16 protein-coding genes are annotated in these 19208 nt (G+C 51.1%); 11 read left to right on the top strand and 5 right to left on the bottom strand.

What is annotated here, in order from left to right:
- Positions 1-1279: 1279 nt before the first annotated feature.
- From ACL7TT_RS07445 to ACL7TT_RS07435, 3 genes are all read left to right on the top strand, one after another.
- Positions 1280-2779 (top strand): M4 family metallopeptidase, encoded by a 1500-nt coding sequence (locus ACL7TT_RS07445; protein WP_413394365.1) that lies wholly within the window; start codon positions 1280-1282, stop codon positions 2777-2779.
- A gap of 157 nt (positions 2780-2936) precedes the next feature.
- Positions 2937-3194, top strand: coding sequence for a transposase (locus ACL7TT_RS07440; protein WP_413394536.1), 258 nt, complete (start codon positions 2937-2939; stop codon positions 3192-3194).
- Between the two features lie 207 nt (positions 3195-3401).
- Entirely contained in the window at positions 3402-3968 is a 567-nt protein-coding gene (locus ACL7TT_RS07435) for a hypothetical protein (protein ID WP_413394363.1), read from the top strand.
- A 260-nt stretch (positions 3969-4228) separates the two neighbouring features.
- Here ACL7TT_RS07435 and ACL7TT_RS07430 read toward each other — a convergent pair whose 3' ends face one another.
- Positions 4229-4843 carry a hypothetical protein gene (locus ACL7TT_RS07430; protein ID WP_413394361.1) on the bottom strand — a complete coding sequence of 205 codons (615 nt, stop codon included), beginning with the start codon at positions 4841-4843 and terminating at the stop codon, positions 4229-4231.
- Between the two features lie 421 nt (positions 4844-5264).
- Positions 5265-5981, bottom strand: coding sequence for a DUF2306 domain-containing protein (locus ACL7TT_RS07425; protein ID WP_413394359.1), 717 nt, complete (start codon positions 5979-5981; stop codon positions 5265-5267).
- Positions 5982-6170: 189 nt separating this feature from the next.
- Between ACL7TT_RS07425 and ACL7TT_RS07420 the strand changes: the two genes are divergently transcribed.
- The 3 genes from ACL7TT_RS07420 to ACL7TT_RS07410 all read left to right on the top strand — a co-directional run bounded on the left by ACL7TT_RS07420 (position 6171) and on the right by ACL7TT_RS07410 (position 8953).
- Positions 6171-7391: a helix-turn-helix domain-containing protein gene (locus ACL7TT_RS07420; RefSeq protein WP_413394357.1), complete on the top strand. Its 1221-nt coding sequence runs from the start codon at positions 6171-6173 to the stop codon at positions 7389-7391.
- A gap of 427 nt (positions 7392-7818) precedes the next feature.
- Positions 7819-7950 carry a hypothetical protein gene (locus tag ACL7TT_RS07415; RefSeq protein ID WP_299942516.1) on the top strand — a complete coding sequence of 44 codons (132 nt, stop codon included), beginning with the start codon at positions 7819-7821 and terminating at the stop codon, positions 7948-7950.
- Positions 7951-8176: 226 nt separating this feature from the next.
- Positions 8177-8953 (top strand): SIMPL domain-containing protein, encoded by a 777-nt coding sequence (locus tag ACL7TT_RS07410; RefSeq protein ID WP_413394355.1) that lies wholly within the window; start codon positions 8177-8179, stop codon positions 8951-8953.
- Between the two features lie 506 nt (positions 8954-9459).
- Here the strand turns inward: ACL7TT_RS07410 and ACL7TT_RS07405 are convergent.
- Positions 9460-9666, bottom strand: a complete 207-nt coding sequence (locus ACL7TT_RS07405; RefSeq protein ID WP_299942512.1) for a cold-shock protein — start codon at positions 9664-9666, stop codon at positions 9460-9462.
- A gap of 592 nt (positions 9667-10258) precedes the next feature.
- Between ACL7TT_RS07405 and ACL7TT_RS07400 the strand changes: the two genes are divergently transcribed.
- Together ACL7TT_RS07400 and ACL7TT_RS07395 are read left to right on the top strand one after the other, a co-directional pair.
- Positions 10259-10669, top strand: coding sequence for a thioredoxin family protein (locus ACL7TT_RS07400; RefSeq protein WP_413394353.1), 411 nt, complete (start codon positions 10259-10261; stop codon positions 10667-10669).
- The gene (locus tag ACL7TT_RS07395; RefSeq protein ID WP_413394351.1) at positions 10662-11363 is read left to right on the top strand and encodes a cytochrome c biogenesis CcdA family protein; all 702 of its coding nucleotides are present in this window, start codon (positions 10662-10664) and stop codon (positions 11361-11363) included. Before ACL7TT_RS07400 ends, ACL7TT_RS07395 begins: the two co-directional genes overlap by 8 nt.
- A 90-nt stretch (positions 11364-11453) precedes the next feature.
- On the opposite strand, the gene ACL7TT_RS07390 is transcribed toward ACL7TT_RS07395, so the two are convergent.
- Entirely contained in the window at positions 11454-14669 is a 3216-nt protein-coding gene (locus tag ACL7TT_RS07390) for a gluzincin family metallopeptidase (RefSeq protein WP_413394349.1), read from the bottom strand.
- Complete coding sequence (locus ACL7TT_RS07385) at positions 14669-15538, bottom strand: ATP-binding cassette domain-containing protein (RefSeq protein WP_413394347.1); 870 nt, start codon at positions 15536-15538, stop codon at positions 14669-14671. Before ACL7TT_RS07385 ends, ACL7TT_RS07390 begins: the two co-directional genes overlap by 1 nt.
- 214 nt (positions 15539-15752) lie before the next feature.
- Between ACL7TT_RS07385 and ACL7TT_RS07380 the strand changes: the two genes are divergently transcribed.
- The 3 genes from ACL7TT_RS07380 to ACL7TT_RS07370 all read left to right on the top strand — a co-directional run bounded on the left by ACL7TT_RS07380 (position 15753) and on the right by ACL7TT_RS07370 (position 19057).
- On the top strand, positions 15753-17270 hold the full coding sequence (locus tag ACL7TT_RS07380; protein ID WP_413394345.1) for a sensor histidine kinase: 1518 nt from the start codon (positions 15753-15755) through the stop codon (positions 17268-17270).
- Positions 17267-17956 carry a LytR/AlgR family response regulator transcription factor gene (locus ACL7TT_RS07375; RefSeq protein WP_413394343.1) on the top strand — a complete coding sequence of 230 codons (690 nt, stop codon included), beginning with the start codon at positions 17267-17269 and terminating at the stop codon, positions 17954-17956. The genes ACL7TT_RS07380 and ACL7TT_RS07375 overlap by 4 nt, the downstream gene beginning before the upstream one ends.
- A gap of 636 nt (positions 17957-18592) precedes the next feature.
- Entirely contained in the window at positions 18593-19057 is a 465-nt protein-coding gene (locus ACL7TT_RS07370; RefSeq protein WP_413394341.1) for a DUF3224 domain-containing protein, read from the top strand.
- Positions 19058-19208 lie beyond the last annotated feature (151 nt).

The following is a 19208-nucleotide window of genomic DNA, read 5'->3' as shown; positions in this document are numbered from 1 at the left end:
GGGAGTTATTCTGGCAGTCTGGAATCCGCTTGAGCAGTGTGGATGCTGGCTATGATTGGCTCCATTGGCTGGCATTGGCAGATAAGCCACCGCCAGTACAGCCTGCGGTACTTATAAGTAAAGCAGGAGGGAAGAATACCCCTCTGCCAGGAACGTATGAGGCATGGATGCCGATTACGAGCGTACAAGGATGTATTCACAGCGTGTCCTGGGAGAGGGGTCTTCTTTCCTTCCGACCCGGTAGTGGGGGGAGAAATGGCATTTGCGTGGGTAACCGTTTGTCCCGGTGAAACTGTCTGGTGGACTGTTTGAAACCCCAGTCATAATAAGACCTTCCCCGGTTCCCGTATCGATTGCAGTGAACAATGTTGGTTGAAATGTGGTTGTTTTCAGTATCGTGATATCTTTGCATATACTCGGCGGGCTTCCAGTCCTGAGGTGCCACACGCGGAAAGACAAACAAAGCCAGGAGCAGTTATGAAAACTTATTACCGTGTCGATAGAGAAGGATACTCTTTGATCGTGGCCGCATAAGACTTGGCGGTTGATAACAAGCGTGGAGGGATATTTTCACAGTATCTCTTGAACGGAGCGTATTATTCTATTCCGTCTTTTTAGTATATCGTTGCGCTAATATTTGTTTTTATTCCATCAATAGGATCTTCATCGGCAGAACTCACAGGTAATCCCGATGAGCTGAGAAGATTGCTTTATCCCAAGGAAAAAATGATAACTTTGTATGAAAAGCCAAAAAGAAAGCCTATACCGATAAAGCCACGATCAGTTTGATTATTACAACAGAAAACAAGCAGCTTTCTGTTGCCATCACAGAAAATGCCCGCTTAAGGGCCTCCAGCACGAATCCCTGATGGAAGCCGGTATATCCGGCGATAGTATCAAAAGTGCCAAATTCTCCACCTGTCCACAGTACGGGTGGCTCGGGAAAAAGCCCAATAGCTATAGCGTGGTGAATCGTATGGCGGTTACCATTACGGATGAATCCCAGCTAAGGGTGATGGCCGTATTCATAACTTTCTCGATATCGTTGACTGGCTCACGCCTGCAATCTCTGTTTGTATAAAAGCGCTTTTCTTGAGTGCCTCAATCTGGCATCTTTGTTTATAGGTCAGTTGCTTGTCGTGTCTCATTGCCTATCTCTTGTGGGAGAAAAAGTGCGAAGCCTGCGGGCAACTGACCGCCTCTTCGAGCAGTATTAAGCTATGCAGATACAAGTTGAATCTAGGGATTTATATAAAAAGTTATAAAGGAAAAACTGGTAATGAAGCATCTAATAGGCGTTATCTGTACTTTAGCCATGGCAATGAGTGCCGAGGCTGCCGAGCGTATCCCCGTCATCCCGGATATGCTCCTACCACAGGCTCTGACAGCGGTTGCAGGGCCTGATATGGCGCTTGTGAAAGTGAATGAGCGCACTCTCGGAAATGGCACAACCGTCGCCCGCTACCAACAGACCCACAGGGGTATTGCTGTTTGGGGCCGGACGATAACCAGCTCTAGCCAGGGCCTGATGACTGAAGTCCATAACCATGTTGTCACCGGGCTTGAGCTCGAAGTCCCCAATGTACGCGCAGGCATCAATGCCAGCAATGCTGTTAGGCGTGCTATGAGCCATCAGGTAGCCATGCGAGCCCAGCAAGGGATGATCCAGGGCGCACGCTCACTTCCTGCCATCAAGCTCGGCGCACAGAACCAGGAACAAGAGCTGTATGTCTACATCAATGAGCAGGATGAAGCGCGCTTGGCTTATCTGGTGAACTGGGTGGAGTACGGAGAAGCGCCAACCCGTCCGTTCTACTTTATTGACGCCATGACCGGTGAAGTGATCAAGCACTGGGACGGCCTGGCTTTCCGGGATGGCTTCGGCCCCGGCGGCAATGAAAAGACCGGGCGCTATGAATATGGTATCGATTTCCCTGCGATGGAAGTAACCAGCAACTGCCACATGGATACGGAGAACGTTGAAACTGTAAACATGAATCACTCCACTAGTGACGGCAACGTTTTCTACTTTTTCAAGTGCTTTAACACACATCCAGCCCGCAATTCCTACAAGCAAATCAACGGCGCCTATTCTCCGCTGAATGATGCCCATTTCTTTGGCAATGTTGTCTTCGATATGTTCGACGACTGGTATGATACTTCACCGCTGACCCAGAAGTTGCGCCTGCGGGTACACTTCAGCAAAAACTATGAAGGCGCCTTCTGGGATGGCAGGCAGATGACCTTTGGCGACGGTCTTACCACCTACTACCCACTGGTCAGCCTGGATGTTATTGCACATGAAGCCAGCCATGGCTTTACCGAGCAAAATTCAAACCTCATCTATCTAGACCAGCCGGGGGGGATCAACGAATCTTTCTCTGATATTGCCGGCGAGGCTGCAGAGTATTTCTTAACAGGCAGCAATGACTGGCTGGCTGGCGAGCAGATTAAAAAAGGCAATGGCGCCCTGCGTTACTTTCAAAACCCCACTGCCGACGGCTACTCTATCGATCATGCCAGTAACTATCGGAGTGGCATGAATGTGCACAACAGCTCCGGTGTCTTCAACCGGGCTTTTTACCTGCTGGCCAACACGCCTGGCTGGAATACTCGCACAGCGTTTGATGCTTTTGTGCTCGCCAACCAGATGTATTGGAACCCAGTGACCGGATATAACCAGGGTGCCTGTGGCGTAATCTCTGCGGCAGGGGACTTGGGGTACAATACGGCAGACGTGATTGCCAGCTTCAATAGGGTGGGCGCTACCTGTCCATAGTGGCCCCATTTATCGAACCCGGACTTTGCACGACTTCAGAGTCAAAACGGCGGAAAGTCTTATCATTACGGGTGTTTAACACCGTTGAATAAGAAATTCCGCCGTGCCAAAATGCTATCGGGCTGAACTCAGTGTTTCATCCCTTTCCCGCCGCTAAATCACCGTAGATTCCACGGGTGGTAATTTGACCTCCAATGCCGGCCTGCTACTTGTGAGAGAGTGCGACCAGCGCCTGGGCTTGGCTCGCCCCATTGCAGAGGTTGTCCATGATCCGCGAGACCCTGCCCGGGTTGAACACAGCACTGAACAACGGGTGCCACTGAGAATGCTGGCAAAGCCGCTTTGTTATTTAAGGGCAGAGGTTTTGCTGTTTGTATTACCAGGTGCGGGTTTGCATTTTTTGTGCGCTTTATGACTGGATGCCGATGAGGTCTTTATTTGGCGGATTGGTGCAGTGATTTTTTGCAGGGGGTGGCTATAAAGTACCTGCGTACAGTTTGAGCACTTGAGTTTTTGGGGTTTATCCCACTGATGGAAGAAGTTGTACAGTGATGTGGATAGGTTCGTGAAGGTCTGCCTGTTATACTTGCCAGGACCTGTGTTGGAGTGTAAGGGGGAATTGATGAGGGTGCTCTTAGCGGCTGTGTTGGCCGTGCTGACTGCTGCCGGAGGTGCTTTGGCTTTTGCAGGTGAGGGTGAAGGTGAGACTGTCACTGTTGTCACACCCGAGGGCTATAAGGTGGCATCCACCAGGCGGGAGAAGGGGCTGATCGTTCATCAGATGATTCCGGAAGGGGAGACCCTTGACAACTGGCAGGAAATGCTGATCGTGCAGATTTTCCCTTTTGGCGGAGTCGAGATGTCTGAATACGAGGCATTTTACAGGCAGCGTAAGCTTCCCATGTGCGATGAAACCAGTACCACGCTTGTGCAAAAGGGGCGGGAAAATGGCTATGATTTTGCGCTGTTTAATACCTCCTGCAGCACTGCACCCGCTGCCAGGCGCGAGACGGTGCTGATCAAGGCGATACTCGGGAATGACAGGACCTTCGTTGTCGCGAAGACCTGGCGCTTCGCAGCAGGCGAGGCGGAAATGGCTACCTGGACCCACTATCTGGAAGGGGTGTCCCTGTGTGACAGTCGTATTGCCGGGGTGGAGTGTCCAGAAAACGGAATGGGTGGCGGCTAACGGGTCCCGTGTGCGTTGTTGCGGAAAGCGGGTTCAGCCTACTCGCCCCTGCCCGCCATACTCAATACGGATTCTACGGCGTTTTATAGCCGAAATGTTGGCAGGTTTTGGTACACTTTCGTCACGGCGATTCTTTTTTGTGTTTTTGTGTCGCGCTTGGATTTTAAGGAAAAGAACCGCCATTCTGATTTCGGTGAAATCTTCGGACTAGCCAGGTGATGCGCTTCAGATTGGAGCCTAAGCCAGTAACACTACGCGTGTTACGGGTAATCACTTTTAATGATTTTGCCATTTTCTATCTCAACGTATTCACCGTGTTCTTCATCCCAGGCGCACCGAAATTCGAATATGGGGCCATGCTGCCGGGTTGGTATCACGATGCTTTCAAGGCACAGTAAGCGGGTGATAAATGCTTTCTGGGTAAAGTGCTTTTTCTCAAGCAATTCTGCCGTCTGGAGTGCATAGTTGTAATGCTTACCCTCTGCATGGGAGCCGCCATCCCCGAAAGTATAGTGTATAAAAAAGTCAAGCAGCTTTTCTTCATAAGAGGCCGCATTCTGGACTAAATCCATCAGACTTGAGGCGTCAAGCAGATCCTCTTTTTTAGCCCGGTAATCATGATAGACTGAAATAATTGGTGTGTGGGGGAGCGGCTTTTCAAAGCGGTGAAGATGTTCGGAATTATCTAAGCCATACTCAGTATATTCTGGACTTTCAGTATCTTCAAAATTTTCAGGATTGCCCAGGTCATAATATTGCTTCCAGCTTTTGCAAATAAAATTCTCTATTTTCGCTTCATTATCCAAGTCTTTTCTGATTGCGGCATCCAGTTTCATAAAGAAATCGGGATCAGTTGTCAATAATGTTTCATTCATTGGTTTTTCCTATACAAAATCGGAAGACACCGGTACTGTGGGCCGATTGCCATGATCTGCTTCACGCGGGTAAACTGCATGATAACAAATTGGTTTCCTGGAGGCAGTAGCGCGAAGGCAGAGCAAAGGAGGTATGTGTTGTATGCTCCAGTAAAAGTGGAGGCTCTTAGGTAGACTCTGTTAAGGAGCTTGGGAACCGTCCGGTTGAGATGGATTTGGGTGATCATGCATAGTGCCTGGAAGCCCTCACGTCGGGTGGTGCGGTCTATTTTTTGAGCAAAATAGCGTGCTAAACCTGAAGCCTGTACATTGTTTTAAACAAAAGGGCAGGCTTCCTGAGCGCTGATCAAACAGCAAAGGCTTCACGCAACCGCCCGAGCCGCTCTGTTACTGCATAAGAAGGAATTGTACCTAAGCCTTTTCAATAAGATTGCTCAGACAAAGTCGGAGCATTTGGTTGAGAAACGCCCTTTTGCCAAGTAATGACTTCCACGATGGCTAAATTAATCGCCATAGCAATGAGTCGGTCATAATTATGATGAAAAGTCAGTAAGATTTCATAAATTCCCTCCCACGGGCTAAACACAAGGTGTAATAAGGCACCAGTAAACAGTGGTGTGACTGCTGCTAAAGAAAGTGCTACGGCACGTATCATCCATTTTTTATGCAGTGCAATACGCTTTTTTTTCACATGCACAATGGCAACACAAAAAGCGGTGCAAATAGCTGTACTCATAATGAGCAACAAAACAAAACGCCCGCCCAGCTCATGTGGTGAAAGCATCCAGTGCATCCACACCCCTGACACAGCCATAATACAGCCCGAGGTAACAGCCAGTTGCCCGCTTACTTTATGCCATACCGGTCGACGCACTCTAAAGCGAGGTGAAAACTGCCAAGGCATAGTCAAAAAGAATAATGCGCCAGACGTTGCATGCGTTAGTATCGCCGCAGGTGTGGCAAAGTACTGTGCATTGATGACATCCGACACCCCCGCCACAGCACCGCTGCCAAGCAGGACCAAAGCCAGGATAAACATTGCAGGGATACCAGGTATGGCAGCTATCAGTAATAACCCGGCCACTACGGGCCAGTTGAACTTAATAACCTGTTTAGTATGCTGAGTTTGTGCTGTCACTGGTTACTCTCTTTTCCGTTTGATGAAGCTTGAGCACAGTATGTGGCAAGCCTGAAAAGACATCGTCCAACCTTATTGGCAAGGACCATTTTCGCCTGAATAGCGCATTCAAAAAGCACCATAAATTCAAGAAAGGACTTGTAAAATAAACTTATTTCAAATATAAAAACAAACCCAAGGAGCCCACTGATGAGTGACCAGCCGATTCTCTTTTCTCTCAATATTGCGACGCTTTGCATCATCCTTTTTAGCACTCATCAACTGGTTTTGCGTGCACGTAGCAGACAAGTGTACTGGCCACTGGCACTGTGCTTAATGTCTATTGGTATGGTCATTAGCATGCCTTCAATTCAGCGGCTGATACCGCAGTTTCAAGTGACCAGCTTGATACTTTCATTGCCTGCACTACTGTTGATTGCCCCTTGCTTATGGCTGTTTACCAAGGGGCTGACCAGCCACATACCATGGCAACTTAAACCAAAGGACGGTAAGCATTTAGCGCCCGCAGCTTTTGGTTGTTTGATTGCTTTGGTCGCGCTTTGCTTACCAGTGCAGTACTTAAATGCGATATTAGTCACAGAAGAGCTCAGTGCTGTTGAACAAGCACCCAGTCTTGTTCGCAATACCCTCTATGGCTTGCTGATCTGTGCGTTTCTGAGTGTGTTAGGCTGGGTATTGCAGTCTACTTGGTACGCCTACAAAATCGTCGTGAGGCTACGAGTTTATCGTGCTCAACTTCAGGATGTATTTGCCTCTACCGAACAAAAAGAACTGCGTTGGTTGAACTGGCTACTGATAGTAGTGGGCGGAGTTTGGATGTTTACCGCGTTCAACTTAGTGCTCGACAACCTTTTCAGTCCAATACACTTTGATGCTCGGCTTTATGCTTTGATGATTTTTATGGTGATCTATAGCCTCGCACTTTGGGGGCTAAGACAAAAACCAGGTTTTGCAGAGCTTTATGCCGCATCGCCCCCTGCCGACAGCAACTCTATCGAACTAAAATCCATCAGTGGAGGATCGGATAACGCCGAACAAAAATACCAACGCAGTGCTTTGAGCGCGACACAAGCGACTAAAATTGCAGAAAAAATAGAGCTTGCCATGAAGAGTGATCACCTCTACCTTGATGCAGATTTATCACTCCCAAAACTCGCTGCACATATCCACACTTCACAAAACTATATATCACAAACGTTAAACGAAACGTTGGGCATGCGTTTTTTCGACTACGTAAATCAGTATCGAGTATCAGCAGCTAAGGTACAGCTAAGAGAAGCGGACTCCACGATACTTGAGGTAGCCATGGCAGTTGGCTACAATTCAAAATCGGCATTTTATGCTGCGTTTAAGAAGCACGCCAAAATTACGCCTAGCCAATATAAAAAGCAATATCAACCAGCCAAATAGTAAAGCAGGCGGGTATGTTTTATTTGAGCCAACAGTGTTAAAAAATGCCCATCCCCTTTTGGCAAATGGTCGACTAAGATTAATTATTGATTAGATTTCAAAAAAGTGGATAGCTTTTCAAGTAAACCAATAACATTCCAAGAAAATTGGAAAAATGCGGATACACTCAATTTGTGATCACCCCGGAAGACACGCTCAGGAGGTCAGAACAACAGTGGGCAGCCCTGCGCGCGCAGTGATTTGGTGGAGGGGCAGGATGCGGGTTGAGTTCCCCAAGCATCTGCCACTGGGGTCCGAGTCCGGTTCCTGTAGGTTATTGCGGGTTTAGGCCAACCCAGTCAGGCCCTTAAAGCCAGCGGATCACCAGCAGCCAGTGTTGCACCAGTGGTTTGGTGCTGTGCATAGCCCGGGCAGGATCTCGCGAATCATGAATAACATCGACCAGGGCGTGGGACAAGACCAGGTGGCAGTCACACACTTGCAGGAATATCGGGCCGGTATTGGAGGTCAATCCACCGCCAGTACAACCTGTGGGTCTTATACCGTGGGTGTGGGGTGAGAAATAGCATTTGGGCGGGTAACCGTTTGTCGCGGTTCAAGCTTGATGCTAGGTTGTTTTGAGCGCCAGTCATAGTACGACCTTCCCCGGTTCCCGTATCGGTTGCAGTGAACAACCCTGATTGAAGTGCGGCTTTTTTCATTATCGTGATATCTTTGCATCTACTCAGCAGACCTCCAATTCTGAGATTCTACATTCGGAAAAACCAGTAAAATCAGGAGCAGTTATGAAAACTTATATCATTGCGATACTACTTATTTTTATTCCAACAGCAGGATTTTCATCGGCAGAACTCACAGGTAATCCCGATGAGCTGAGAAGGCTTCTTCATCCAAAAGAAAAAGTGATAACTTTATATGCAAACGCCAAAAAGAAAGCCTATACCGATAAGGCAACCGTGAGTTTGATTGTCACAACAGAAGATAAGCTCCTTTCTGTTGCCATCACAGAAAATGCCGACTTAAGGGCCTCCATCTCCGAATCCCTGATTAAGGCTGGCATATCCGGTGATAGTATAAAAAGCGCTAAATTCTCCACCTCTCCCCAGTATGGTTGGCTCGGGAAAAAACCCAGTAGCTATAGCGTTGTGAATCGTATGGCTGTCAGCATTACTGATGAATCACAGCTAAGAGATATTGCGGCTGTTGCCGATGAAAAACAAGAAGTCGAATTTTCGGACACATTGTTTGAGCATACAAAAAAAGAAGCGTTCGAAATGCAGGTAACCGAGTTGGCACTTCAAAAAATATTAGACAAAAAAACGTTTTTTGAAGCCAACCTTGGCATGCAACTGACGCCAGTTGACATTAGGCTATTTGACGTTGAGGAGGAGGCCACACCTGGAGCAATGCTGCTGGAAGAGGTGGTCGTAACGGCCAGCAGGATTGGCAGTGCCAAACAAGCGGGTGGGGCTAGCTATACCAGGGAAAGTTCCTTTGATGAAATTGAATATGAAGCCGGTATTTCAATTGATTTTATCGTAGATAATGCTGCCAACCATTAATCTGGCTATTGGTGGATTAATCAGGAGGTATAACGCAGTACTGCCCATGAAGATGGGATGGCGATAGTCGAGGGAAATCAAGCAGTGATACGTAATATGGGCTGGGTTTTCTTGGCTGGCGTTTAAATATACTGAAATGCGGTGTTTGATCTCCGGGTTGGTGGAGGCACAATTTTCAGAGTTTCGGTATTTTATCCCTCTCTCTGGGGGCTGATTCGGATGTGGCATCAATTATCAGGCCCAGTGGGATATTATTTTAGCGGCTTGTGATTCATCTGAGTATTGCGGAAGCGGGTTGCCAGCAGGAAAATCTTGTTTACGCACTGGAGGCCAAAGCGATTGACTAATGAGCTGTTCCTTCCGGCCCGGTAGTCTGTGTCAAATATCGGGAAATATACTATTAGCCCGGGAGAGCCTGGGCTGGTGTCGGGTGGCTCATATCAAGCCCAGCAAATACTGGGCTTTCGCATTGAGGCGACGTTTACTCTTCGGTCGTCTCTTGGCTATTACAGTGGCACGACCTTGTTTGCGCAAGGACCTTTCTGGCCTTGTCCAACTTCGAATTCAACCTTTTGGCCATCGGCCAATGTTGCGTATCCACCGCCCGCTTGAATTTCTGAATGATGAACAAACAAATCTTTACTACCGTCATCCGGTGTAATGAAGCCGAAGCCTTTGTCGGCATTGAACCACTTAACGGTACCTTTTCTCATTCTCTCTGCTCTTGATTGTTGCTAAAAGGCCAATTATACCCGAATTCACCGGCTATAAATATACCTGCGAGGTATCGTGGCGAGGCAATTGAGTGAGCGTTTTTTGAGCAATAAGTTCGCTTTTAAGTCTGTTTGTTAGCACAAGGAAGTGGTAAAGACGGCGATCATGTGAATATCGAGCGGTTTTTGGGCTTATTGGGGAAGGGAGGGGTCTCAGGGGGTGCTTAACGCAAATTTCATGCCAAACCTGTCTTGCGTGCTTACCACAGGTGGGATTTCCAGGTGGCTGGCGATCTGGTTACCGGGCTGAGTCACTTTTACTGGTCCATCATGGCGTCCTGCCTAACTGAATTAACCGTGCCTCTTTTCAGCCGTTCGCTACCTGCCACAGCTCAGCTTAACAGCAGCATTCAGCTACCGCTCTGCAGGCTCGAATCTGGCGCAGAGAGCACCCACAACATGGCAGTTTTGTCTGCTATGAAATTTCCAGCCAGGATATGTAATGGTTTGCTGTGAATGGCGACTAAGTTAGTGATGTAACCGATGACGGTTGAGTGGTGCCCCGCCCCTTTATATTGAGGATATGATTGGTATGAAAGTTCTCCACTGGTTTCTTCCCACCCTATTTGTCACTTCACTACTGCTAGTCGTACCCCAGGTATCAGCGGGGGAGGCATTTTCCAAAGCGCGCTTCACGGAACTGCAGCTTGCCAAGCAGCCGGTTTTGATTGATGTGCGAGCAGACTGGTGTCCTACCTGCAAAAAGCAAAAGCAGATTCTCACGCAGTTCCAGAAGGAGAATCCCCAGTGCGGTTTGACAATTCTGGAGGTGAATTTTGACGAACAGAAAGAATGGGTCAAGCATTTCCGCGCGCCTCGGCAGTCGACCTTGCTGCTTTACCGGGGGGCGGAGCAGGTTTGGTTCAGCGTTGCTGAAACACGCCCCGATGTCATTCGCCAGAATATCTTTAATTCCGTGAAGGCCTGCGCCAAGCATGTTTGAGTTCAGTGCGATTCCGCTGGCCCTGCTTGCGGGTACGCTTAGTATTCTCTCGCCCTGTGTCTGGCCCCTGGTGCCAATGGTGGTTGGCGCCTCTAGCAGTGCCGGGCGCTGGGGCCCTTATGCGCTTGCCACAGGGCTCAGTCTGTCGTTCGCTCTGGCAGGCACAGTGCTGAGTTTCCTGTTGGTCTCCCTGGGATTGGACCCCGAGCTGTTTCGCTATATTGCAGCGATTCTGCTTATTGTTGTTGCTCTTGTGCTATTGATCAAGCCACTTTCCGATTGGTTGACATTGCGCCTATCGAAGATCACAGCCGGTGCGGGCATTGCCGGTGACGGTGCCTGGGCGGGGCAATTTGGTATTGGCTTTCTCACGGGAATGATCTGGCTGCCCTGTGTTGGTCCCACTCTGGGGGCTGCTATTGCGCTCGCTTCCATGGGGCAGCAATTGGGTCAGTCGTTTATGGTGATGTTCTCTTTCGGGGTGGGTACTGGCGCAGCACTGCTTATCGCCGGAGGCCTGTCACGGAAAATCTACAGTCGCCTCTCGCCGTCGATTGGGATATTTGCACTCGGCGGCAAGGTGGTACTCGGTATCATACTGTTGCTGCTTGGCATCATGGTACTGAGTGGATTTGACAAAGTACTGGAGACTTGGGCATTGAATTGGATGCCCGAGTGGACGCTGAGCCTGTAACAGCCCCTCATCTTAGGCCGAAGTTCAAAACCGCTGGTTTGGCAGTTTTGAATTCGGCAGTCGCGGAATCAATCTACTCTGTGGGCATGGTTACGGTTGTTCTGTTGCCAGTTCACTCAGCCACTGAGCTACGGGCACGGGGCGGGTAAACAGGGTTTCGATCAATTCGCGCTGGGCGGGGGCCTGGCGCACAAGGGCATTGACAAAATCCACAGAGCTGGCGGGTGGGGCAGGGTAGCCATGCTTTTTGTTCAGCTCGCCAAGGGCGGCGAGGATAGGGGTATCACCCACGGTCTGGCGCAGCCGGGCAAAGGCCAGGGTAGCGCGGGCATACTGATCATGGGGGGAGTCGGCGCTGACCAGGCTGAGCAGGGCTTGGCGGTTATGGCCCTCGGCAGTTTCATAACGTGCGCGCTCATAGGCGATCAGTGCCAACATGGCAGCCTTGCCCCGATAACGCTCCAGCATCACCAGCTCTACGTACTTGGCCAGGGATTCCACCAAAAAGGCGCTGTCTTGCGCAATACCATTGCCAAACCAATGACCGAACCATTGGTGCGCGGTTTCATGCACGGCGCGCCGATAGGCCTGGCTGTAGGGCAATTCCGTATTCTGCAAGGCGCGAAAGCCGACCCCACTGCCGATAAGCAATAATTGCGGCAGGGCGTAGCCGGTGGGTCCTATATCCGGCTTTTCTACCAGGGTCAGGGTATGGCCGTTATAGGGGCCAATATGTGTGGATAAAAAACTGACTGTTTGCGCCATGGCATCCAGCGTCATTTTCACATTGGTCTGGTGTTGCGGCAAATAGGCCACTTGTAATTTTGCCCCGTCCAAGTGCCGGGTGCTCAGTTTCAATGGCGCGGCGATAAATCCCTGCAGGTTGCGCACCGGCTGCTGGGTGACGAACCGGCGGAACTGGCGCTTATCCTGCTGCCAGCTTTCCACCAGCTCGCCCTGGGTAAAACTCTGATAACCCAGGGGGGTGGAGATCTGAGTTTCCATTAGCGACCAGTCGTAGCCATCCTTGTTTTTATCCCTTGAGGCCAGGGCCTGTTCCACAGACTGCTGCGGTTTTTCCGGCAGATCAAATTGGCGGCGCAAGTCCTCGCTGTCAAGTTCGCGTATTGGCAGATAGCCGATAACCGGGAAATAGGGAATAGCGCGCAGATAGCTGAAATCTTCAGTGAGTATCTTATGCGTGGGCAGCGGCTGATAACCGTTTTGTACCAGCACCAGGCTGAAATCCAGACTCAGGGATTGCCCCGGGTGCAGTGGCGTTGCCAATTGATATACCCGCTGGCCCAGCGTGCGGTTGTATTCCAATTCGGCTTTTGCATCCAGGCTGATATGGTTTAACGGGGTTTGCCAGTATTCACCGATCAACAGGGTTCGTACAGCCTGGGCGTGCGGGTTTTCCAAATGATATTGCCCACTAACCCGCACTTGGCGCTGCTTGGGAAAGAAATCCACCCGGGTGTTGACCCGGGCAATTACCGGCATGGGCAGCTCGGCAAAAGACCGATAACCTTTTTCGTAGTCAGCCAGCATGGCGGCGCGGCTGTCCGGGTCCAAGTTGCGACCATTGGCATCTAGGCCGGTCTGGATGTCTGTCCCTTGCTGCACCAGCAAGCTGGCCAGTGCGGCAAGGCCCAGCAAGGCCGGAATGTTTCGCCAGTGAACGCCGTTTTTTCGGCCCTGCCGGTTTGCCAGAATGGCGGTGAGCAGCAGCAGTGCTGCCAGCAGCCACCAGAACAGGGTAAAGGCCCGGAAACCGTCCAGATTGGCACTATAGCCAATATACCCATTTGCAGGCATCAGCGGTGTTGCAAACGGGTGCAGCAAAGGGTGATGCAGACCCAGCAGGTCGGCAAGGGGGGTAAAGCGCAGGATCAACAGCAGAAAACAGAGTAACAGTGCAGCGAGCCGGTTCTGTATAACCGCCTGAATGGCCACAAACACCGTCCCCAGGGCTGCCAGTGGCAGTCCCGCGTAGAGGATAAAACGCCCGTAGTCACCCAGCCCGATGGGGCTTTGTTTCAGCCATTGGCACACTATGGATGCCAGGGCGGTCAGCAGCAAAAATGCCAGGAGCAGGGTGAGCAGGCTGACCACTCTGGCCGGGAGCACGGCAGATGGGGAGAGGGGCAGGGCATGAAGAATACCCGTGAAATGCAACCGTTGATCGCGCCGGGTAAGCCAATCACTGAAATACAGCAGCAGCATTGAGCCAAACAGTGGCACCAGATCCCACATAAAACGGTTGATGGCATCCAGACTTAGCCCGGCCAGCAGTGCGCCTGGCTCTGCCTGGTTGAGAGACGGGTAAGTTTCACCAAGGACCACAAAACACCAGACCAGGCCCAGTAGCCACACCATCGGGCGCTTAAAAGCTTGCGCACATTGCAGGCGCGCCAGGGCTGTAAACTGTACAAAACCCTGTGGTTTAACTGCAGTAAAGGCAAACACGGCTGGCGTGCGCGCGCGCTGTTGGGCTGGACGCTGTGATGCGGGTTTTGCCCGAGACGCGAAACAGCGCCCGGCCAGGTGAAAAGCGGTAAAGGCTATGGTGAAGGCGGCAAGCAATACCAGTATCCTGTTTGCCCCAAGCAGGATCAAATCAGGCTGTTTGGCCATCAGCACCGAAAGACCAAACCAATCCAGGTACCCCATCGTGTTTAACAACCAGGGGGTGGGCGTTTGGGAACTCGCCATCAGCGGCGAGCCGCTGGCACTGGCCAGCAGCATATAACTGATAAACCACAACAAGCCGCCCAGATAAACCAACAGCGGCGATGGGCTTAGGTTGCGCAGCAGCCAGAAGACTGACACAAACAACAATACTGCCGGTATACCGATCAGCAGTTGCAAGCCCTGTAATTTTAATCCCGCAATCAGCAGGCCAAGTGTATTCGGCAGCTTTTCGGCGCTGCTGATCAGGCCAGCTTGCACACCAAGCGCTGCCAGTATGCCAAGCAGGATCAGTACCAGACAGAGGCCGGTGGCCTGAATGGCCTGCTGCCTGGCCTGAGATAGCGGAGTCGCCAGGGTTAGCTCGTACATCTGATGGCCAGTGGCGCGATACAGGGCGAAACCGGCCAGCAGGCAGGTTGCCCAGGGCAGCGCCATCATGCACAGGGCCCCCACCAGATGTAGCAGGTGTGGATCACTGAACAGTTCTGCCTGGCGAATGTGGATGCCCCGACCGACAAAAAATCCGAACAGCCCCGCCAATGGTGCCAGTATCCAGCAAAGCGGTTGACGCAGGATAAGTTGCACCTCGTTGATAATGCGCGCGCCAGCCATCAGGCGATCTCTCCCGTGTGCTTTTGCAGAGTCAGAAAATAGCTGTCCTGCAGGCTGGGCGGAACGGGTTCAAATTCCGCAGCCGGGCACTGCTCGCTGAAAAGGCGCACCACCGGCCTGCCATAGTGCAGGCGCTGGCTAAGCAGTTGCGTATTGCAGGGCAAGGGGTCTTTGGGCGGACCCTGCCAGATCTTCCCGTCCAGGTTGCTAAATAAGGCGCGGGTATGACCGCTGGCGACAATCGCACCGCCGAGCAATAGGGCGGTGTGCCCGGCCAAATGCTCGATATCTTCAACAATGTGGGTGGAGAACAGCACCAGGCGTGTTTGGGCAATATCGTGCAATAGTTGGTGCAGGCGCAATCGTTCGGCCGGGTCCAGTCCTTCGGTGGGTTCATCGAAAATCAGAATCTGCGGGTTGCCCAAAAGGGCCTGGGCTACGCCGAAGCGCTGCAGCAGTCCACCGGAAAAATGGCTCGGCTGCCGGCTTGCATGTCCGGTGAGGTTAGTCAGCGCCAACACCTGATCAATCTGTCGGCGGCGCTGTGGTTTGTCTTTCACGCCTTTCAGCATCGCCAGGTGCTCGAGCAGGGCGTAGCAGGAAATATGCGGGTAGACACCGAAGTGCTGGGGCAGGTAACCCAGCCGGCTGCGCAACAGATGCGGTTCTTGACCCACATCCCGCCCTTCAAACAGGATATGGCCGCTGTCCGGCGCCTGTATGGTGGCAATAGTGCGCATCAGGCTGGACTTGCCCGCCCCGTTGGGACCGAGCAGGCCCAGCATGCCTGTGCCCAACTGCAGCGAGATATTTTTAAGGGCCTGGGTGCCATCCCGGTAGGTTTTGTGGATATTGTGGAGCTGTAGCATCACTTCATTCCGCGGCTTTTTTATCAGGCTAAATCTCGCCGTATACGGCATAAAGGCTTTGATGATGAAGCGGATGATTTTTGTGACATAATGGATTCAGCAGGGTAAATTGTCGTTTATCAGTAAAAACGACGGGTTTGTCATGATTTGACTGACAGGCCCTGACAGCCAGCCAAAAATTGGCATTTACGCTTTGCGAGCAGGTTTCCCCAGCATGGCGAGATTGGTCAGTTTCCCCGCGCGCCGGCAAGCCCTGTTGCCACTGTTGCCAGTATTGGTAGCGGTCTTGGCGGAAACGGTAATCCGCCTGCACCGCGAAACACTACAAAACCAAAGTTATTACTTCGGCGTTCACGATGTTTGGAGGCTCTATTGGTCGCCGGCACTGCAACTGCTGGTGGAGAGCCTGCCGCTGTTGATTGCGCAGTTTCTCATGCCGTCTTTATCTGGCTGGCGGCGTTACCTGTATTGGTTATTGGGATTTGTTGCCTATCCGGCTTGCAGCCTGGCGGTGCAGGAAAGGCTGCCGGGAAATGGGGAATTGATGCTGGGTGGACCGTTTTGGAGCTTGGCAGCGGGGCTGTCGCTGATGTATTGGTTGCACCAGGCCTACCAGCGAGCACCGGGCACCCGTAGCGGGCCATCCTGGTGGCGCAATCTGCTGTCGCTGGATGCGGCCCTGCTGCTGTGTCTTGGGGGTTGGGTCATGCTGATGAGCGGTATCTTTGTGTATAACCCTGACCCCATGCACAACCAGCCGTTGGAACCCAGATTCGATATTGGCCAGATGCTCAGGCAATGGCCGCTGAGTCTGTATTACCTGTGGCAATTTTCGCTGATGGCATTGGTGGTGTTTACCTACTATTGGGTCAATCGTTATTTGCTGGTCCGAAAGGTGTTGGCGGGCCAGGGCATCTATTTATTTTTGCTATGCAGTGCTGGCTGGTTGTTATTGTCTTATCCGCTGTTCGGCGCTCTGGTATTGCAATTGCCCTTGAATATTGCCGAACTGAGCCTGTTGCCCTCGGAAAACCATAACCCCTTCGATACCCTGAATCTGCTTGTGGCGACCATTATCTGGGCGGTCAGTTTGCCTTTGATTCTGGCCTTTGAACGCCAGCAAAGCGCCCGTGAACTGGCCGAACTCACCCGGGAACAGGCCCGGGCTGAGCTTAAAATGCTGCAACAGCAGGTTAACCCGCACTTTTTGTTCAATACCCTAAACAGTCTGTATGCCCTGTGCCTGGCACAATCGGCCCAGGCCGCGCCTATGGTGTTGAAACTGTCTGACCTGCTGCGTTATGTGGTTTACCAGGGGCAAAAACCCAGAGTGTCGCTGGAGGATGATTTGGTCTATTTGCAAAACTACCTGGAGTTACAGCAGGTGCGGACAGGGCGTCGCTGCCGAATCGAAACGGATTTCCAGGTGCCTGATGGCAAGTGGCAGATTGCCCCTTTGCTGTTGATTATGCTGGTGGAAAATGCCTTTAAGCATGGAGCGGAAGTCAGCCAGGACGAGTGCCATATCCGGCTCTCCCTGCGGATGCAAGACACTGAGCTGGTGTTTGAATGCAGTAACAGTCTGCCCGGGCAGACTGCCAACCAGGATTTGGGCGGCATAGGCCTGGCAAACCTGAAGCGCCGCCTGCAATTAAGTTACCCGCAGCGCTTTACCTTGCTAAGCGAAGCACAGGGGCAGCATTGGCACGCCCGGCTTAGGTTACAACTGTGAACACCCTGATCATTGACGATGAACCCCTGGCCCATGAAGTGCTGCTGCACCATAGTCGCGCCCACGCCGATATTGAAATAGTGGGGCAGTGTTATAACGCCGCCGAAGCCCTGGCTTTTCTGGCCAAACTGCCGGTGGATCTGATCCTGCTGGATATTCATATGCCGGTGCTGTCTGGTCTGGATATGCTGAAGGTACTGCTTGGCCGGCCACAGGTGGTCCTGTGCACTGCCTACCAGGAGTATGCGCTGGAAGGCTTTGAATTGGATGCGACCGATTATCTGCTGAAACCCGTCAGTGCCGAGCGCTTTGCCCAGGCACTGGATAAGGTGCGACGCCGCGCTGGAGAAACGGCAATACCCGTGGAGCCGGTCGCGTCGAGCCATATTGTGATTCGGGTGGATAGGGCGTATCGCAAAATCGAACTGGACAAGGTGCAGTGCTTTGAAGCCTACGGCAATTACGTCAAGGTCTGGCTGGAGGATACTTGCCTGCTAACCGCTGCCACCCTTAAATATTTTGCCGAAACCCTGCCCAGCGACCGGTTTATACAGGTGCATAAATCCTTTTTGGTGAATAAGGACAAGGTAGTTGCACAGGACAGGGAAAAAGTCAGGTTGGCGGGCGAAAAGCTGGTGAAGATTGGTAATGCTTTCCGGCGGAATCTTGTGGGACTATGGCAATAGTGTCTTGTTCTCCTGCAAACAGACGGCTCAAATCAACAGGGAAACCAGGTAGAGAGTGCCGCGATTCAATCTGGAGCGAGTTTATTCACCAGGTACACCGCTTTGTGTTGCGCATTTGGTGCCCGACCTGCAATCTCTCAACCCTTGTGAACATAAGGAGCCTCTATTTTGGGCACTGTTGGCGATACATTCGTCAGTATTGTGTTGCCGGGGGCTGGATAAGAGATAGCTATTTTTGAAAAACACAACCAGCATGGCACACAATCGTATACGCCTGGGCTGGCGACTGTTGGAAACGAGTGGGCAGTGTTCGCTGATGCCACGATATTGACCTTTCTGAATACGGCTACCAGACACCGGGACAGGCCCGGTTAAGCGGATTGGTTTTTTGTTGGAGTGTTGTATGGATAGAGATACAGCCTGTAGCCAGAAGGCCCAACAGGACAAGCCATTGGCTGAAGCAATGTGTCAAATTGCCAAGGCAGAGACAGGGGTATTCTTTTTGTCGCAAAAAAGGACATTATGGTATTGAAAAACAAGCTGTATATATTTACAGTATTCAGCTCTGTGGTCTGATCTGATGAATGTGCCGGTGTATTGCGTGATGGACACTCTATATAATCCAGGAAGCTCTGTATGAGAAGACTGAAAGCGAGCCTACTATTGTTACTCTCGATACAATTTGGTTTCAGTGCATTTGCCAGCGATTTTAAAAGTAAGGAGCAGGTTATGTCAGCGTCAGGAGAATTTGAGATCCAACTGGACCCCCAAAAAGAGGATACTGTCCCGGCAGGGAGGATGATTCTCTCAAAAAAATATACAGGTGGGCTTGTTGGTAACGGTGCCGGGCAAATGCTGAGCAAAAGAACGGATGGTGGTATTGCGGTATATACAGCCATTGAGGAATTTAATGGCAGTCTGGATGGACAGAATGGGTCCTTTACCCTTGTCCACAATGGGTATATGTCTGGAGAGACGCAACGATTAGAGATTAATATTCTTCAAGGCTCCGGGAAAGGCGCATTGAAAAATATCTCGGGTTCTATGCAAATAATTCGGGAAAAAGATCAACATAATTATGTGCTCACCTATCAGTTGTAATGCATATGCTAGTGCAGTGTATTAAATTGACCGCTGATATATAATCTTGAGCGCTCTCCCTACAAACAGGAGTTAGTCAGATGCCCGCTCAGGTCAAAATTACACTGTCAGATAAAGATAGAAAGCAGCTGGAAAAATACGTAAAAAGCCG

Origin of the sequence: Microbulbifer jejuensis, assembly GCF_047289955.1 — a bacterium.
Taxonomy (GTDB): domain Bacteria; phylum Pseudomonadota; class Gammaproteobacteria; order Pseudomonadales; family Cellvibrionaceae; genus Microbulbifer.
The sequence above is the reverse complement of the archived record's forward strand: the minus strand, read 5'-3'. Positions and strand labels throughout refer to the sequence as shown.

Coding starts and splice junctions, on each gene's coding strand:
- ACL7TT_RS07445 (WP_413394365.1), top strand. CDS start 1,280: ATGAAGCATCTAATAGGCGTTATCTGTACTTTAGCCATGGCAATGAGT.
- ACL7TT_RS07435 (WP_413394363.1), top strand. CDS start 3,402: ATGAGGGTGCTCTTAGCGGCTGTGTTGGCCGTGCTGACTGCTGCCGGA.
- ACL7TT_RS07430 (WP_413394361.1), bottom strand. CDS start 4,843: ATGAATGAAACATTATTGACAACTGATCCCGATTTCTTTATGAAACTG.
- ACL7TT_RS07420 (WP_413394357.1), top strand. CDS start 6,171: ATGAGTGACCAGCCGATTCTCTTTTCTCTCAATATTGCGACGCTTTGC.
- ACL7TT_RS07415 (WP_299942516.1), top strand. CDS start 7,819: ATGAATAACATCGACCAGGGCGTGGGACAAGACCAGGTGGCAGTCACA.
- ACL7TT_RS07410 (WP_413394355.1), top strand. CDS start 8,177: ATGAAAACTTATATCATTGCGATACTACTTATTTTTATTCCAACAGCA.
- ACL7TT_RS07405 (WP_299942512.1), bottom strand. CDS start 9,666: ATGAGAAAAGGTACCGTTAAGTGGTTCAATGCCGACAAAGGCTTCGGC.
- ACL7TT_RS07400 (WP_413394353.1), top strand. CDS start 10,259: ATGAAAGTTCTCCACTGGTTTCTTCCCACCCTATTTGTCACTTCACTA.
- ACL7TT_RS07395 (WP_413394351.1), top strand. CDS start 10,662: ATGTTTGAGTTCAGTGCGATTCCGCTGGCCCTGCTTGCGGGTACGCTT.
- ACL7TT_RS07390 (WP_413394349.1), bottom strand. CDS start 14,669: ATGGCTGGCGCGCGCATTATCAACGAGGTGCAACTTATCCTGCGTCAA.
- ACL7TT_RS07385 (WP_413394347.1), bottom strand. CDS start 15,538: ATGCTACAGCTCCACAATATCCACAAAACCTACCGGGATGGCACCCAG.
- ACL7TT_RS07380 (WP_413394345.1), top strand. CDS start 15,753: ATGGCGAGATTGGTCAGTTTCCCCGCGCGCCGGCAAGCCCTGTTGCCA.
- ACL7TT_RS07370 (WP_413394341.1), top strand. CDS start 18,593: ATGAGAAGACTGAAAGCGAGCCTACTATTGTTACTCTCGATACAATTT.